Origin of the sequence: Microbacterium sp. NPDC058062 (assembly GCF_042885375.1) — a bacterium.
GTDB classification, from domain to species: domain Bacteria; phylum Actinomycetota; class Actinomycetes; order Actinomycetales; family Microbacteriaceae; genus Microbacterium; species Microbacterium trichothecenolyticum_C.
Genome location: NZ_JBHVSC010000002.1, coordinates 844,714 through 859,740 on the forward strand (window position 1 = coordinate 844,714; position 15,027 = coordinate 859,740).

At 71.6% G+C, this 15,027-nt stretch carries 14 protein-coding genes; 10 read left to right on the forward strand and 4 right to left on the reverse strand.

What is annotated here, in order from left to right; translation table 11 throughout:
* Positions 1-40: 40 nt before the first annotated feature.
* Genes ACFVSU_RS08585 through ACFVSU_RS08600 form a run of 4 tightly spaced genes read right to left on the reverse strand, consistent with a single transcriptional unit; the run spans position 41 to position 2,816 of the window.
* Positions 41-397, reverse strand: a complete 357-nt coding sequence (locus ACFVSU_RS08585) for a DUF202 domain-containing protein (RefSeq protein WP_387140874.1) — start codon at positions 395-397, stop codon at positions 41-43.
* On the reverse strand, positions 394-756 hold the full coding sequence (locus ACFVSU_RS08590) for a YidH family protein (RefSeq protein WP_387140876.1): 363 nt from the start codon (positions 754-756) through the stop codon (positions 394-396). Before ACFVSU_RS08590 ends, ACFVSU_RS08585 begins: the two co-directional genes overlap by 4 nt.
* Positions 757-803: 47 nt before the next feature.
* Entirely contained in the window at positions 804-2,054 is a 1,251-nt protein-coding gene (locus ACFVSU_RS08595) for a D-arabinono-1,4-lactone oxidase (protein ID WP_387140879.1), read from the reverse strand.
* Positions 2,055-2,078: 24 nt separating this feature from the next.
* Positions 2,079-2,816 (reverse strand): FadR/GntR family transcriptional regulator, encoded by a 738-nt coding sequence (locus ACFVSU_RS08600; RefSeq protein ID WP_387140882.1) that lies wholly within the window; start codon positions 2,814-2,816, stop codon positions 2,079-2,081.
* Between the two features lie 146 nt (positions 2,817-2,962).
* On the opposite strand from ACFVSU_RS08600, the gene ACFVSU_RS08605 reads away from it, so the two are divergent.
* The 10 genes from ACFVSU_RS08605 to ACFVSU_RS08650 all read left to right on the forward strand — a co-directional run bounded on the left by ACFVSU_RS08605 (position 2,963) and on the right by ACFVSU_RS08650 (position 14,984).
* Entirely contained in the window at positions 2,963-4,276 is a 1,314-nt protein-coding gene (locus tag ACFVSU_RS08605) for an ABC transporter substrate-binding protein (RefSeq protein WP_387140885.1), read from the forward strand.
* 75 nt (positions 4,277-4,351) lie between these two features.
* Positions 4,352-6,034: a hypothetical protein gene (locus ACFVSU_RS08610; protein ID WP_387140888.1), complete on the forward strand. Its 1,683-nt coding sequence runs from the start codon at positions 4,352-4,354 to the stop codon at positions 6,032-6,034.
* 153 nt (positions 6,035-6,187) lie between these two features.
* Positions 6,188-7,603 (forward strand): MFS transporter, encoded by a 1,416-nt coding sequence (locus ACFVSU_RS08615; protein WP_387140890.1) that lies wholly within the window; start codon positions 6,188-6,190, stop codon positions 7,601-7,603.
* Positions 7,600-9,360, forward strand: coding sequence for a dihydroxyacetone kinase family protein (locus tag ACFVSU_RS08620; protein WP_387140893.1), 1,761 nt, complete (start codon positions 7,600-7,602; stop codon positions 9,358-9,360). Before ACFVSU_RS08615 ends, ACFVSU_RS08620 begins: the two co-directional genes overlap by 4 nt.
* Positions 9,353-9,823: a ribose-5-phosphate isomerase gene (locus tag ACFVSU_RS08625; protein WP_387140896.1), complete on the forward strand. Its 471-nt coding sequence runs from the start codon at positions 9,353-9,355 to the stop codon at positions 9,821-9,823. Before ACFVSU_RS08620 ends, ACFVSU_RS08625 begins: the two co-directional genes overlap by 8 nt.
* 86 nt (positions 9,824-9,909) lie before the next feature.
* On the forward strand, positions 9,910-10,689 hold the full coding sequence (locus tag ACFVSU_RS08630) for a triose-phosphate isomerase family protein (RefSeq protein WP_387141310.1): 780 nt from the start codon (positions 9,910-9,912) through the stop codon (positions 10,687-10,689).
* Entirely contained in the window at positions 10,686-11,480 is a 795-nt protein-coding gene (locus tag ACFVSU_RS08635) for a sugar phosphate isomerase/epimerase family protein (protein WP_387140899.1), read from the forward strand. The genes ACFVSU_RS08630 and ACFVSU_RS08635 overlap by 4 nt, the downstream gene beginning before the upstream one ends.
* The gene (locus ACFVSU_RS08640) at positions 11,477-12,343 is read left to right on the forward strand and encodes a phosphogluconate dehydrogenase C-terminal domain-containing protein (RefSeq protein WP_387140902.1); all 867 of its coding nucleotides are present in this window, start codon (positions 11,477-11,479) and stop codon (positions 12,341-12,343) included. Before ACFVSU_RS08635 ends, ACFVSU_RS08640 begins: the two co-directional genes overlap by 4 nt.
* Before the next feature lie 3 nt (positions 12,344-12,346).
* Positions 12,347-13,102: an SDR family NAD(P)-dependent oxidoreductase gene (locus tag ACFVSU_RS08645; RefSeq protein ID WP_387140905.1), complete on the forward strand. Its 756-nt coding sequence runs from the start codon at positions 12,347-12,349 to the stop codon at positions 13,100-13,102.
* Between the two features lie 154 nt (positions 13,103-13,256).
* Entirely contained in the window at positions 13,257-14,984 is a 1,728-nt protein-coding gene (locus ACFVSU_RS08650) for a hypothetical protein (RefSeq protein WP_387140908.1), read from the forward strand.
* The last annotated feature ends 43 nt before the right edge of the window (positions 14,985-15,027 follow it).

Consider the following 15,027-nt stretch of genomic DNA (forward strand, 5'->3'; position numbering starts at 1 on the left):
CGGGAGGTGACCCCGCGGGCCGACGGACGCCCGACGCCGGTCAGACCGCGGCGCCACCGCGCAGGGCCACGGCGAGGACGACCGCGACGCTGGTGATCCCGACCGCGAGGACGAAGAGCGCGAGGATGCCGAGGACTCCGGCACTCGGCATCCGCGCCCTGTCGCCCTCCCGGCGGAGGGCCTCGTTCACGCGGCGGTACCGCCGCCGCGCGCTGAGGTAGAGCCAGGCGGTGGCCAGCAGACCGGCGACGCCGCCGAGCGCCCACCAGGCGTCGCCGAACGCCGACGGCAGGAGACGGAACGCCACGAGCGACCCGACGGCGAGTGCCAGCGCCGTGCGCCGCCACGCCAGTTCGGTGCGCTCGGGCTGCAGGCCGTCGTCGAAGAGCTCGCTCATCGCAGCAGGATCGCCAGGATCACGAGGATCCCGGCCAGCGTCACCGACGAGCCGAGGATGACCCCGAGCGGCGAGGTCGGCAGGGGCCTCCCCTCGCGGAGCGCGAGCTCGGTGCGCATCCAGCCGAACCAGGCGAGCGCCGGCGTGAGGACGCCGACGGCGACGAGCACCAGGGACGCCGCCAGGCGGAGTCCCGCGTGGAGGTCGAGCCCGAGCACCTCGAGCGCGACGCCGCCCGCGATCAGGGCGAGCGCCGTGCGGATCCACGCGAGGAAGGTGCGCTCGTTGGCGAGGGTGAACCGCGCGTCGGGCTCGGTCCCCCGCGAGAACACCGAACGGGGGAATCGCCGATCGCTCATGCCGCGACCGTCCAGGGGATCACCGCGAAGTCCATCGGATGCCCCGCTCAGCGGGCTTCGCGCACGCCGAGGCGCTCGAGGTGCGCGTTCGAGAAGCGGCCCTCGGGATCGAGGCGCTCGAACACCGCGCGCGCGTCGGCGAGGCGCGGGTGCACGCGCTCGATCGCGGCGCGGTCGAAGCCGTGGACCTTGCCCCAGTGCGGGCGCGCGTCGAACGGCTCGAGCGCTGTCTCGACGCGCGCGACGGCGGCGGCGACCTCGTCGGGGTGGTTGTACCAGGTGAAGTGGATGATCACGACGTCGCGGCGGTAGGCCGGGCTCAGCCACAGCTCGTCGGCGGCGGCGGTGCGCAGCTCGGTCCAGATGAGATGGGGACGGATGCTGTCGCCCAGCGTCCGCACCGCCTCCAGCGCTGCCCGCGCGTCAGCGCGCGCGACGAAGTACTCGCTCTGGATCTCGTCGCCGAACGACGGCTCGGCGTCGAGGCGGAAGTGCGGCAGGCGCAGCATCCACGGTCCGGGCACGCCGGCGATCTCGGTGATGTTGTCCTCCACGCCGAGGGGCGAGTCGCCCTCCGTCGCGCGGACGCCGTCGAGGATCGTGTCGGGCACCGGATCGTCGTCCGCCTCCAGGCGCGTCTTCAGCCACACGTAGCCGACCGACGGCTCCTCCCAGCGCGAGAACACCGACACGCTGTACCCGGCGGAGGTGAGCTCGTCGTAGGAGGCGAGCGCGGCCTCCCACGAGATGCCGGTGTAGATGTCCTGCCGCACGCGGAACGCGGGCACGACGTCGAGGGTGAGCGACACCACGATCCCGTAGGCGCCGAGACCCACGACGAGCGCGTCGAAGTCGGGGTCGCCGCGGCGCACCTCGTGCACCTCGGCGTCGGCTCCGATGTAGCGGAGCGCCCGGACGGATGCCGAGAGCACGGGATTCGCGTCGCCCGAGCCATGGGTGCCCGTCGCCGTCGCGCCGCCGACGTTGATGTGCGGCAGCGAGCCCATGTTGCGCAGGGCCCACCCGCGGTCGTCGAGCCACACGGCGAGCACGCCGTAGCGGATGCCGGCGGGCACGGTGACGGTCTGCGCGGCCTCGTCGAGTTCGAACTCGGCCGCGAACCCGGTCACATCGACGAGCGTGCCGGTGGTGTCGGGGAGGTCGGTGAACGAGTGCCGCGTGCCGAGAGCGCGCACGCGCCCCGGCTCACGCAGCACCCGCTGGACGTCGGCGACCGACGTCGCCTCGACGATCCGCGGCGCGGAGTACTCGTACGTTCCAGCCCAATTGCGCGGCATCGCGCCTCCTTCGGACGATGCGGTTCAGGGTGCGGCTTCGGCCGCGAGGCGCTGCGAGGCGGTCGCCATGTGGAGGGCCATCGCGGAGGCGGCGGCATCCTCGTCCTCCGCCTCGATCGCGCGGAAGACGGCGTCGTGCTCGTCGATGGCGGTGCGCGCCTCGGCCTCGTCGTGGACGGCCCGGTCGGCGTACACCTGCAGCAGCGACCGCACCACATGCAGCAGGTCGATCAGCGTGTCGTTGCCCGCGGCCGCGGCGAGCGCGTTGTGGAAGTCGAGGTCCGCGCGCGCGAATGCCTTGAGATCGCCCACGCCGGACCGCATGCGCTCGAGTGACCCCGAGATCGCGCGGAGATCGGATGCCGCGGCCCGGCCCGCGGCGAGCCGCGCGACGTAGATCTCGAGCCCCGAGCGCAGTTCGAGCAGCTCGGCCGTGTTCTTCTGGCCGATGAGGAGCCCCCATCGCAGCGTCTGCGGCAGCAGCTCGCTCGCGGTCCCGCGGAGGTACGTGCCCGAGCCGGGTCGCACGTCAACGATGCCGAGGATCTCGAGCGCGGCGAGCGCCTCTCGCACCGCGGACCGCCCGACGCCGAGGGTCGCCGCCAGCTGTCGTTCCGGAGGCAGGCGGGTGCCGGCCTCGAGGTCGCCGCTGGTGAAGAGGTCCATCAGGCGGCGGGCGACCTCGGAAACCGGCGTGCCGGTCGGGAGGGCGCCCAGCGCCGCCGTGATCTCGGCCGAGCGATCGTCGGGGTAGGCGGGCATGCGAACAACTTACGGCAGTCGGGACGATTCTGGGATTGCTTTCGGTCAACCGGTTTGTCAGACTGTGGACAGGCGACGTCAGTCGCCTTTCTCACGGCACATTGAGAAAACGTTTCCTGATGCTCGAAGACGAGAGGTCGATCACAATGAAGTTCCGGAACAGGAAGCTCATCGCGGGAGTGGCAGGGGTGGGCCTGATCGCCCTCGCCGGACTCACGGGCTGCGCGTCCGCCGCCCCCGCCAGCAGCCAGCCGACCCTCGATCCCGATGAGGAAGCGTCGATCACCTTCACGTTCTGGGGCAACGACGTGCGCGCCGAGCTCTACAACGAGGCGATCGCCGCGTTCGAGGAGCAGCACCCCAACATCGATGTCTCCGTGCTGTTCCTCTCCCCCAACGACTACTGGGAGAAGCGCCAGATCGAAGCCAGCGGCGGCGGCCTCCCCGACGTGGTGACGATGGATCTCGCCTACATCCGCCAGTACTCGCAGAGCGGCTCGCTGCTCGACCTGGAGCCGTACCTCGGCAGCATCATCCAGACCGACCCGATCGAGCCGTCGGTGCTCGGCGCTGGCGTGGTCGACGGCGTCACGACGGCCGTGCCGATCTCCACCAACGCCTGGTCGATGTTCATGAACACGACGATCCTCGATGAGATCGGCGTCGAGCCGTTCGCAGGCGGAACGTGGGACGACTACTACGAGTGGGTCGCCGAGGTGACCGACGCCGCGCAGGCGGCGGGCGTGCCCGACGTCTGGGGCGGCGTCGACCCGTCCTCGCGCTTCGTGAACTTCGAGATGCAGCTGCGCGCCGAGGGTAAGGACCTCTTCGACGACGAGGGCAACCCCGGCTTCGACGAGGAGCGCCTCACGGAGTACTGGGAACAGGGCGCCGCCGCGCGCGAAGGCGGAAAGTTCGTACCGCAGCAGCGGGTCGCCGAGGTGCAGCCGCTGACGGCCTTCGATGCCGGGCTCGGCGCGAGCGACACGCAGACCGACAACTTCCTCGCCGGCTACCTCGCGAACCTCGGCGAGGGCAACGAGGTCACCCTGCAGGCTCCGCCGCTGTCGGTGGACGGCGCGAAGGACCTCTACCTCAAGGCGTCGCAGATGTACTCCATCGCGGCGAACTCGGAGCACCCCGCCGCGGCCGCGACGCTCATCGACTTCCTCATCAACTCGCCGGAGTCGGGCGAGATCTTCGGCACCAACCGCGGCCTGCCAGCCTCGGCGACGGCGCGGGAGGCGGCGGACCTCGACCCGGTGAGCCAGGACATCGTGGACTACGAGGCGTCGATCGCCGACCGGCTGGGCGACGCGCCGCCGGCGCCGATCGTCGGCTACGGCTCGCTGCACGAGAAGTTCCGTGAGCTGACGGAGGAGCTGAACTTCGGCACGCTCACGGTCGACCAGGCCGTCGAGCAGTTCTTCGCCGAGATGGACGTGGTGCTGAACCAGTAGCCCGTTCCGTGCGGCGGCCGACTCCAGGGAACGTCGGCCGCCGCACCTCCCTTCGACCCTCCGAGGAGCCTCCCCGTGCCCGTCGACGAATCCGCCGCCCCTTCATCCGTCCCCGCCCCGACCCGGCCCTCGCTCGGCATCCAGGGGCCGGTCGTCGCGTTCCAGGACCCCTGGGCGGGAGCCGCCTCGGACGAGATCATGCGCACGGGGACCGGCATCCCCATCCCGTCGCAGGATCCGCCGCCGACGCCGCGCGAGTTCGTGGGCGTGCTGCGCGACCTCGGCGCCGACTTCTACGTGCACCACCTCATCCCGACCCACGCCGACCACGGTCCACTGCTGCACGACCTCGCCGACGCCGGCATCGACCTCGTACTGGGCAACGAGTACGGCAACATCAACGGACCCTTCGTCGACGGCACGAACCGGTACGACCTGCCGGCCGAGTTGATCCTGGATGCTGCGGCCTCCGGCGTGCTCGCGGGCGTGCTGTACGACGAGCCCGAGCACCTGCAGATCCACGCCGACCAGTACCGCCACGATGCGCACCTGCCCCACTTCGGTCAGACCGAGGGCCTCGGGGCGGACGATGCCGTCGCGGTGATCGACGACACCGTGCGCGGCATCGTGCGCGAGGTCGACGCCGCGACCTCCGCGGCCGGCTCCGCGTCGGTTCCGGTGCTCGCCGAGCAGGTGTTCCCGGTGATGTTCCACACGCTCGCGCGCGCCGGGATGACGCCGACGCCCAAGGTGATGAAGGAGTCGTTCCAGCCGCTGCAGCTGGGCACTGCGCTCGGCGCGGCCCTCCAGTACGGGCGCGAGCTGTGGATCTGCGCGGATCTCTGGGGCCCCGACATCGGGCCCTGGCTCACCCGAGCACCGGGCTTCCCCGGGCACTCGCCCGCCGAGTTCGCGTCGGCGCTGCGCCTCGCCCACCTGTTCGCCCCGACGCGGCTGTTCGTCGAGAACATCGACGTGCTGGTGCGCCATCGCGGTTCCGGGGCGTTCGAGCGCACCGCCCACGGCGAGGTCTGGCGGGAGTTCGTCCGCGACTTCGTGCCGCGGCATCCGCTCCGCTGGAGCCATCGCGATGCCCGCGCCGACATCGCCCTCGTCCATGCCGACGACAGCGACTTCGGCCGCGGCGCGCGGCCGTTCGGCAATCGGGCGACGACGGCGCCCGCCACCTCCCGCAGCGTCTTCGAGGCCTGGCACGCGCTCAGCCACGGGCAGCTCCCCGACCACGGGAGCTGCCTCCACATCCCCGGCTACGACTTCCCCCGCCACGAGCTGAACGGCATCCCCCGGCCGCGGTTCCCGCTCGACGCGGGCGCCGCTGAGCAGACCCGCATGCACGGGCTGTTCCAGCCGACCCGCAGCACGCTCGTGTTCGACGAGCACGTGCGGGCCGATCAGCTCGCCGACGCGGGTCTCGTCGTGGTCGCGGGCAGCCGGCTCCCCCGCGCGACCCTCGAGGCGCTGCGCGCCCACGCGGACGCGGGCGCGACCGTGCTCATCGCGGCCTGGCTGTGCGATCCCGAGCGTGCGCGGTCCGCGCGGGTCGGCCGTGGGAGCTGGATCGTGTACGAGACGCTCGCCGACGACGCCGCGCGGGACGCGATCGCCGCACACGCGGGCGAGCCCGACGTCTGGACGCAGCGCTTCGGGGACGTCGAGCTCCGCATCTCCGCGACGGATCCCGGCGGCGAGACGCTCGAGTTCGAGATCGCGGATGCTGTGGCCCGACGCGTCGCCTGAACCCGAGACGCTTCGCGCCTCGGCGTGCGCACACCGCCGTACGTGACGCGGCGGCGCGGACGAGGCATCCATTCTCACTTGCAATTGGTCAACCGGTTTGTCACAATGGTCGACGGAAACCACCTCGATCACCGTCGATGAGCAGGAGTCACCGTGGACCAGAACCAGACCGTCGCAGACGCGCCCCCCGTCGCGCGATCCGCCATCCGCAAGGTGTCGATCCGCCTCGTGCCGTTCGTCGCGCTGATGTTCTTCATCAACTACCTCGACCGCACCGCGATCGGCTTCGCCGCCCCCAACGGCATGAACGAAGACCTCGCCCTGAGCGCCGCTCAGTTCGGCTTCGCCTCGGGCGTCTTCTTCATCGGCTACATCCTGCTCGAGGTGCCCTCGAACCTGGCGCTGCACAAGTTCGGCGCCCGCCGCTGGCTCTCGCGCATCATGGTGAGCTGGGGCATCGTCGCGCTGCTGTTCACGTGGGTGCAGAACTTCGAGCAGCTCGTCGTGCTGCGCTTCCTCCTCGGTGTCGCCGAGGCCGGCTTCTTCCCCGGCGCGATCCTCTTCCTCAGCCTCTGGGTGCCGGCGCAGTACCGCGGCCGCATCCTCATGCTCTTCTACCTGGCGCAGCCGCTCACCACGGTCATCGGCGCCCCGCTGGCCGGCTGGCTCATCCAGCAGCACGAGGTGTTCTTCGGCCTCGAGGGCTGGCGCTTCATGTTCTTCGGCGTCGCGATCCCGGCCATCATCGTCGGTGTCATCGCGTGGTTCTACCTCAAGGACAAGCCGGCCGACGCGAAGTGGCTCACCCGTGACGAGCAGGTCTGGCTGACCGACGCGCTCGACCGCGAGAAGGCCGCGACTCAGAAGAAGGAGCACGGCCACGTGTCGGCCCGCTTCGCCTTCAAGAGCGGTCGCGTGTGGGTGCTCTCGTTCATCTACTTCGGCTTCATCTACGGCCTGTATGCGCTGGCATTCTTCCTCCCCACGATCATCGAGGGCTTCCAGACGCAGTCCGGCGTCACCTTCGACACGCTGCAGAAGGGCCTCATCACCGCGATCCCGTACCTGCCGGCCGCCGTCGTCATGTACTTCTGGTCGCGAGACGCCTCCAAGCGCGGCCTCAAGACGTGGCACATCGCGGGTCCCGCGATCGCCGGTGCCGTCAGCATCCCGCTGGCGCTGTTCATGGGCTCGCCAGCCGCGACCATCGCGGTCATCACGGTCACGGCCTGCGCGATCTTCGCCGCCCTGCCGAACTTCTGGACGCTGCCCACGCGCTTCCTCACGGGAGCCGCGGCTGCCGCCGGGGTCGCGCTGATCAACACGATCGGCAACCTGGCCGGCTTCTCGGCCCCGTTCGTCACGGGCTTCGTGCACGACTGGACCGGCGGCTACGAGGTGCCGATGTTCATCGTCGGCTTCGTCATGCTCGTCTCGGCGGTGCTCATGGTGCTCCTCGCCCGCAGCAACCGCATCAACCCGGTCGTCGTCGACGACGCGGATGCTGCGCCCGCCGTGGACGCGGAGGCCCTGCACGCCGCGGCCGACCCCAAGGGTGACGCGCGATGACGCGGCTGTGGAATGAGCCGGCGGACTTCGCCGACGAGATGATCGACGGGTTCGTCGCGGCGAACCAGCGGTACGTGCGGCGGGTCCCGGGCGGCGTGGTGCGCTCGACGGTGTCGCCGGCCGGTCAGGTCGCGGTCGTCGTGGGCGGCGGCTCGGGCCACTACCCCGCGTTCGGCGGGCTGGTGGGTCCGGGGCTCGCGCACGGCGCCGCGATGGGCAACCTGTTCGCCTCCCCCTCGACGCAGCAGGTGTTCGCGGTCGCGAAGGCCGCCGACAACGGCGGCGGCGTGTTCTTCTCCTACGGCAACTACGCCGGCGACGTGCTGAACTTCGACGCGGCGCAGGAGCGGCTGCGTGCCGAGGGCATCGCGTGCGAGACCGTCACGGTCACCGACGACATCGTCAGCGCCACCGCCGACGAGAAGCACAAGCGGCGCGGCATCGCCGGCGACCTCACGGTGTTCCGCATCGCGGCCGCCGCGGCCGAGGCCGGCGCCGACCTCGCCGAGGTCACCCGTCTCGCCCGCCTCGCGAACGAGCGCACCCGGTCGTTCGGGGTCGCGTTCACCGGCTGCACCCTCCCCGGTGCCGAGCAGCCGCTGTTCACCGTCCCGAAGGGGCGGATGGCGATCGGCCTCGGCATCCACGGCGAGCCCGGCATCGACGAGACCGACATCCCCACCGCCGACGGACTGGCCGAGCTGCTCGTCGAGCGGCTGCTGGCCGAGGTGCCCGACGGCATCGAGCTCGCGGGTGCCCACGTCGTGCCGATCCTCAACGGCCTCGGGTCGCTGAAGTACGAGGAGATGTTCGTCGTCTACCGGCGCATCGCGCAGCTGCTCACCGACGCGGGTCTCGAGATCGTCGACCCGCATGTGGGCGAGTACTGCACCAGCTTCGACATGGCCGGCACCTCGCTCACCCTGTTCTGGCTGGACGACGAGCTCGCGCCGCTGTGGGACACCCCCGTCGACACCCCCGCCTACCGGCGAGGCTCGGTCGCACCGCAGCAGCGTCTCGTCGCCACCGACAGCACTGCGACCGTGGCCGAGGCCATCGAGCCCGGGGACGAGGCATCCCAGTCCGTCGCCCGGACCGTGCTCGCCGCGGTGCGCACGATCGCGGAGACCGTCGACACGCACGTCGACGAGCTCGGCCGCATCGACGCGATCGCCGGTGACGGCGACCACGGCATCGGCATGCAGCGCGGCTCGCACGCGGCCCTCGCCGCCGCGACCGCCGCCGTCGACGCCGGTGCCGGCGCCCGCACCACGCTCGCGCACGCCGCCGACGCGTGGTCCGACAAGGCCGGGGGCACCTCCGGGGCGCTATGGGGCGTCATCCTCAACGCCGTCGCCGCGAAGCTCGGCGACACCGGCCGCCCCGAGCCGACGGCCGTCGCCGCGGGCGTCGCGGCCGGATCGCGCGGCGTCACCGACTACGGCAAGGCCGAGGTCGGAGACAAGACCCTCGTCGACGCGCTCGTGCCGTTCAGCACCACCCTCACCGGTGCGGTGGATGCGGGTGCGGGCCTCACCGACGCGTGGCGGACGGCGGCGGATGCTGCCACCCGCGCCGCGACCGCGACCGCCGAGCTGCTGCCCCGCATGGGCCGTGCCCGCACGCACGGCCAGAACAGTGTCGGCACCCCCGACCCGGGCGCGATCAGTCTCGCGCTCATCGTGACCGCCATCGGACAGACACTGGCCGCCGAGACGCTCGCGGCCCGGACCCAGAAGGAGAACGCAGATGCCTGAGCCGCTGCGCATCGTGATCGGCGCCGACGACGCCGGCTTCGACTACAAGGAGATCTTGAAGAAGGACCTCCTCGCCAACCCCGGCGTGGTCGAGGTCATCGACGTGGGCGTGGACGCCGACGGCCACACCCCGTACCCCAAGGTCGCCATCGAGGCCGCGCAGCAGGTCGCGAACGGCACCGCCGACCGCGCGCTGCTGATCTGCGGCACCGGCCTCGGAGTCGCGATCGCGGCGAACAAAGTCCCCGGCATCCGCGCCGTCACCGCCCACGACTCGTTCTCGGTCGAGCGCGGCGTGCTGTCCAACAACGCGCAGGTGCTCACCATGGGCCAGCGTGTCGTCGGCATCGAGCTCGCCCGCCGCCTGGTGCGGGAGTGGCTGACCTACCGGTTCGACACCACCTCGGCGTCGGCCGACAAGGTCGCCGTCATCGACGAGTTCGAGACCACCGGGTCCTGCTGATGACCGAGCACGAACTCCTCAGAACCGCACCGGACTCGCAGGAGTCCGCCCGGAGTCCGCAGGCTTCGCGCGAATCTGAGGAGTTGGTGCACCCCCAGGTCACGGTCGGGGTGAGCCTGAAGACGTACTTCGGGCATCAGCGGGCACGCGCGTGGTTCGCCGATGTCGCGGCCCGCGTCGCCGGTCACCCGGCCGTGGCCGCAGGCGACGTGCGGTTCTTCGTCATCCCCAGCTACCTGCAGATCCTCCCCGCCCTGGAGGCGTTCGCGGGTACCCCGGTGCTGGTCGGCGCGCAGGACGTCTCGGCCTACCCGCCCGGTGCGTACACCGGCGAGGTCACCGCCGAAGAGCTCGCCGAGGTCGGCGTCCAGGTCACCGAGATCGGACACGCCGAACGGCGCCGCCTGTTCGACGAGACCGACACCGTCACCGCCGGCAAGGCCACCGCCGCCCTCACCCACGGCATCACCCCGGTGCTCTGCATCGGCGAGGCCGAGCACCTCGGCGCACCCGCCGCCGCGCTCGCGAACGTCGAGCAGCTCGCCGCGAACCTCGAGCAGGTCCCCGCCGGCCCCGTGATCGTCGCGTACGAGCCGGTCTGGGCGATCGGCGCCGCCGAGCCCGCCCCCGACACCCACATCGCCACCGTCACCCGGGCGCTCCGCGCCGCCGTCGACGCCGACCCCGCCCGCGCGGGCAGCGTCGTCATCTACGGCGGCTCCGCCGGCCCCGGCCTGCTCACCCGCCTCGGCGATGCCGTCGACGGCCTCTTCCTCGGCCGCTTCGCCCACGACCCCGACGCCCTCGTCGCCGTGCTCGACGAAGCCGCCGCCCTCGCCTCGTCCCGAGCGGGGGTCGACGCATGATCGGCCTCGGGACGTACGCCTTCTTCTGGCAGCACTCCGACCAGGTGCCGGAGCCGCTGTCGCTCGTCGGCGCGTTCGAGGCGACGAAGGAACTCGGCGTCGACCTGTTCCAGATCTGCGACTACGCGCCCCTCGAGGCCATGACCGGCGCCGAGCTCACCGATGCCGCAGCCGCGGCGCGCGACCTCGAGCTGACGATCGAGCTGGGCACCAAGGGCATCGAGCCGCACCGGCTGACCCGTTTCCTCGATCTCGCGAGCGCGTTCGACACCACGCTCGTGCGCAGCATGCTGTACTCCGCCGAGACCCGGCCCACGCTGGAGCAGGCCGAGGAATGGCTCCGCGCCGTGCTCCCCTCGTTCGAGGCCGCCGGTGTCGACCTCGCGCTCGAGACGTACGAGCAGGTCTCGACCGAAGACCTCGTCGCCCTCGTCGAGCGCATCGGCAGCGACCGCCTGGGCATCTGCCTCGACCCCGCGAACGTCGTCGCACGCCTCGAGCGTCCGCGCGACTGCGTCGAGCAGACCGCCGCGCACGTCAAGAACGTGCACGTCAAGGACTTCGCCTTCGCCCGCCAGCCGGGCTGGGTCGGATTCACCTACGGGGGCGCGCCCATGGGCGACGGCCTCCACGACTACCCCCACCTCCTCGAGACCGTCCGCCCGCGCGAGCGCGGGATCAACGAGATCGTCGAGCACTGGCTCTCGTGGCAGGGGGATGCCGAGACCACCGTCCGCACCGAGCGGGAATGGACCCGCCGAACCATCGAATATCTGAGGAGCACGACATGAGCACGACCACCACCGAGACGTACAAGATCGCCGTCGTCGGCGCCGGCGGGAAGATGGGCATGCGCGTGTCCAACAACCTCGTCAAGACCGACCACACCGTCTGGTACGTCGAGAACTCGCCCGCCGGCCAGCAGCGCACGATCGACGCGGGCCGTGAGCTGACGGATGCCGCCACCGCCGTCGCCGACGCCGACATCGTCGTCCTGGCCGTGCCCGACCTCGCCCTCGGCCCCGTCACCGCCGATCTCGTGCCGCAGCTGAAATCGGGCGCGATCGTGCTGACGCTGGACCCGGCCGCCGCGTACGCGGGCCTGCTCACCACGCGCGAGGACGTCATCCAGGCCGTCGCGCACCCCTGCCACCCGTCGGTGTTCCTCGAGCGCACCACCAAGGAGGAGTGGGCCGACACGTTCGGCGGCATCGCCGCTCCGCAGGACGCGATCGCTGCCGTGGAGAGCGACGACCCGGCGCACAAGGCGATCGTCGAGGCGACGGTCCGCGCGATCTACGCCCCCGTCATCGACGTGCACTTCGTCACGGTCAAGCAGCTCGCCCAGCTCGAGCCGACCCTCGTCGAGACCGTCGCCTGCATGATCGGCTCGCTCCTCAACGAGGCCCTCGACGAGGCGATCAACACCATGGGCGTTCCCGAGGCGGCGGCGCGCAGCATCCTGTACGGCCACACCCAGGTGGCGCTCGCCAACGGCCTGCGCGGCGACAACCCGTTCTCGGACGCCTGCCTCATCGCCATGGACTACGGCCGCGAGTCGATCATCAAGGACGACTGGAAGAAGATCTTCCGCGACGACGAGCTCGACAAGAACCTCGCGCGCATGCTGCACCTCGACCACATCGAGCGCTGATCCATGGGGCAGCTCGAGGGCAAGACCGCGCTCATCACGGGTGGTGCTCTGGGCATCGGCCTCGCGGTCGCCCAGCGCTTCGCACGTGAGGGCGCGCGCGTGATCCTCGCCGACCGCAACGGCGAGGGGGCGGCCGCTGCCGCGGCGAACATCGGCGAGAACGCCCGCGCCGTCACGATGGACATCTCGGACGAGGACGCGGTCGCCGCGGCCTTCACCGAGGTCGAGGCGGCCGGCTGGGCGCCCGACGTCGTGGTGGCCAACGCCGGCGTGCAGCTGTTCGGACAGGATGCGCAGGCGGCCGACCTCGACCTGGACGTGTGGCGACGGACGATCGACATCAACCTGACCGGCGCCTTTTTGACGGTCAAGCACGCGGTGCGCTCCATGCTCCCGCGCGGCGGCGGGTCGATCATCCTCACTGGCAGCCCCACCGCGGTCAACGGCGAGGGCAAGGACTTCACCGCCTACAGCGCGTCGAAGGCCGGTATGCATGGCCTCGCCCGCACCGTCGCGGCGGCGTACGCCGACCGCGGCATCCGCGTGAACACGGTGCAGCCCGCCTACACCGAGACGCCGCTGGTGGCCGCGATCAGCGAGGACCCGGAGTCCCGCGCCGCGATCGTCAGCCGCATCCCGATCGGCCGCGCCGGAACGCCGGAGGACGTCGCGGGCATCATGGTGTACCTCGCGAGCGACGACGGCTCGTTCGCGACGGGCGCCACCTTCCAGGTCGACGGCGGCATGACCTCGCTCTGACCCCGATCACGGTCTGCTCACCTGTCACGATCCGCCGCCACCTGTGGCGCATCGTGACAGGTGAGCGGCTTCTCCGGACGAACACGAACTGCTCGCCGGTCACGAACTGCCGCCACCCGTGGCACATCGCGACAGGCGAGGCGAGGATGGAACGATGACGGACCTGTGGAACGGCGAGCCGGCACGCGAGTGGAGGAGCGGTCCGTGGTCGCTCGAACTCCGTGACGACGAGCTCGCCGACATCTCGTACCACGGCAGCGTCGTGCTCCGTTCGGTGCGCGCAGTGGTGCGCGATCGCAACTGGGACACCGCCGGCCTCGTGGTCGACCGCGTCGACGCGTCCGGCATCGCGCTGACCCTGCACGTGCACACGACGGGGCTCGGCTCAGATCTCCGCGGCATCGTCCGCGCCGAGGTGCGCGGCGCCGGGCGCCTGCGCGTCCTCGCCGACCTCGAGTCGGCCTCGGACTTCGAGACCAACCGCACCGGCCTCGTCGTGCTCCACCCGCCGACTCTCGCGGGATCCACGCTGCACGTCCGCCACTCCGACGGCGCGGTGGTGCGCTCCCGGTTCCCGGCCGGCATCAGCCCGCACCAGCCGGCGTTCGACATCGCAGCCCTGTCCTGGACGCACGACGGCCTCGACGTCGACGTGCGTTTCGCGGGCGACGTCTTCGAGATGGAGGACCAGCGCAACTGGTCGGATGCCTCGTACAAGACGTACAGCCGTCCCCTCGCGCTCCCCTTCCCCTACCCTCTCGCCGCCGGTGAGCGCGTCGTCCAGTCGGTCGACATCGTGGTGTCGGGGACGCCCGGCACCGTTGTCGACGACCCGGTGACCCGCATCCTCCTCCAGGAGGGGCCGGCGCTGCCCGCGATCGGAGTGTCGGCGTCGACCGCTCCCGACCCCACGCCCGACTTCGCCGCCCTCGGCGGGACGGTGCTCGTCGAGCTCGACCTCGCGACGCGCAATTGGCGTGCGGCCCTCGACCGTGCCGCGGCATCCGGACTCCCTCTCGACGTGAGGTTCGTCCTCCCGGACACCGACCCGGCCGCCATCGACCACGCCGTCCGCGCGCTCCACGACCTGTCGGTCGCACGTGTCACCGCGTTCCCGCCGACCGGTCCGGCGCGACACGTCTCGGACCTCGAGGCGATCGCCGCGCTGCGTCACGCCCTCACCGAGGCGGGCATCGAGGCCGAGGTCGTCGGCGGAGCGCGCTCGCACTTCACCGAGCTCAACCGCGAGCACCACCGCCTTCCGCGGGGCCTGGACGGGATCGTCTTCAGCAGCACGCCGCTGTTCCACAGCCTGAGCACCGCCCAGCTGGTCGAGTCCGTCGGCATGCAGCGGGTCGCCGCCGGGCAGGCCGTGCGCCTCGCCGGCGGGCTGCCGGTGCACATCGGGCCGATCTCGCTGCGCCCGCACTTCAACGACGTGGCGACGACGCCGCCGCCGATGCCCGAGCACGACGACCTCCGCGACGGCTACGGCTCGGCGCTGACGGACGCCGTCGACGCGCGCCAGGCCGCCCCCGAGCTGGCCGCGTGGACCGTCGCGAGCGCCGCCGCCTTCGCGGTGCCCGGCGTCGCGACCCTCGCCTACTTCGAGGAGTGGGGCCCGCGCGGGCTGCGCACGGCCGACAGCGCCACGCTGCCGGTGTTCGACGCCGTCGCTGCGCTCGCGGCCCTCGCGGGCGAGCCGGGCCTCCGCGGCGACTCCCCCGACAACCTCGTGTGGGCGCTCGGCGCCCGCACCGCCGGCGGGGACGTCGTGCTCGTCGCGAACCTCGACCGCCGCTCGCGCGCGGTCGAGGTCGAGCTACCGGGCGGCGAGTCCCGCGCCGCGGAACTCGCCCCGGGCACCTTCCAGCGCCTCTGACGCGGGCGGAACTCGGAGATCCGGCGAAACGCGGACGCCCGCC

Coding starts and splice junctions, on each gene's coding strand:
- ACFVSU_RS08585 (WP_387140874.1), bottom strand. CDS start 397: ATGAGCGAGCTCTTCGACGACGGCCTGCAGCCCGAGCGCACCGAACTG.
- ACFVSU_RS08590 (WP_387140876.1), bottom strand. CDS start 756: ATGAGCGATCGGCGATTCCCCCGTTCGGTGTTCTCGCGGGGGACCGAG.
- ACFVSU_RS08595 (WP_387140879.1), bottom strand. CDS start 2,054: ATGCCGCGCAATTGGGCTGGAACGTACGAGTACTCCGCGCCGCGGATC.
- ACFVSU_RS08600 (WP_387140882.1), bottom strand. CDS start 2,816: ATGCCCGCCTACCCCGACGATCGCTCGGCCGAGATCACGGCGGCGCTG.
- ACFVSU_RS08605 (WP_387140885.1), top strand. CDS start 2,963: ATGAAGTTCCGGAACAGGAAGCTCATCGCGGGAGTGGCAGGGGTGGGC.
- ACFVSU_RS08620 (WP_387140893.1), top strand. CDS start 7,600: ATGACGCGGCTGTGGAATGAGCCGGCGGACTTCGCCGACGAGATGATC.
- ACFVSU_RS08625 (WP_387140896.1), top strand. CDS start 9,353: ATGCCTGAGCCGCTGCGCATCGTGATCGGCGCCGACGACGCCGGCTTC.
- ACFVSU_RS08635 (WP_387140899.1), top strand. CDS start 10,686: ATGATCGGCCTCGGGACGTACGCCTTCTTCTGGCAGCACTCCGACCAG.
- ACFVSU_RS08640 (WP_387140902.1), top strand. CDS start 11,477: ATGAGCACGACCACCACCGAGACGTACAAGATCGCCGTCGTCGGCGCC.
- ACFVSU_RS08645 (WP_387140905.1), top strand. CDS start 12,347: ATGGGGCAGCTCGAGGGCAAGACCGCGCTCATCACGGGTGGTGCTCTG.
- ACFVSU_RS08650 (WP_387140908.1), top strand. CDS start 13,257: ATGACGGACCTGTGGAACGGCGAGCCGGCACGCGAGTGGAGGAGCGGT.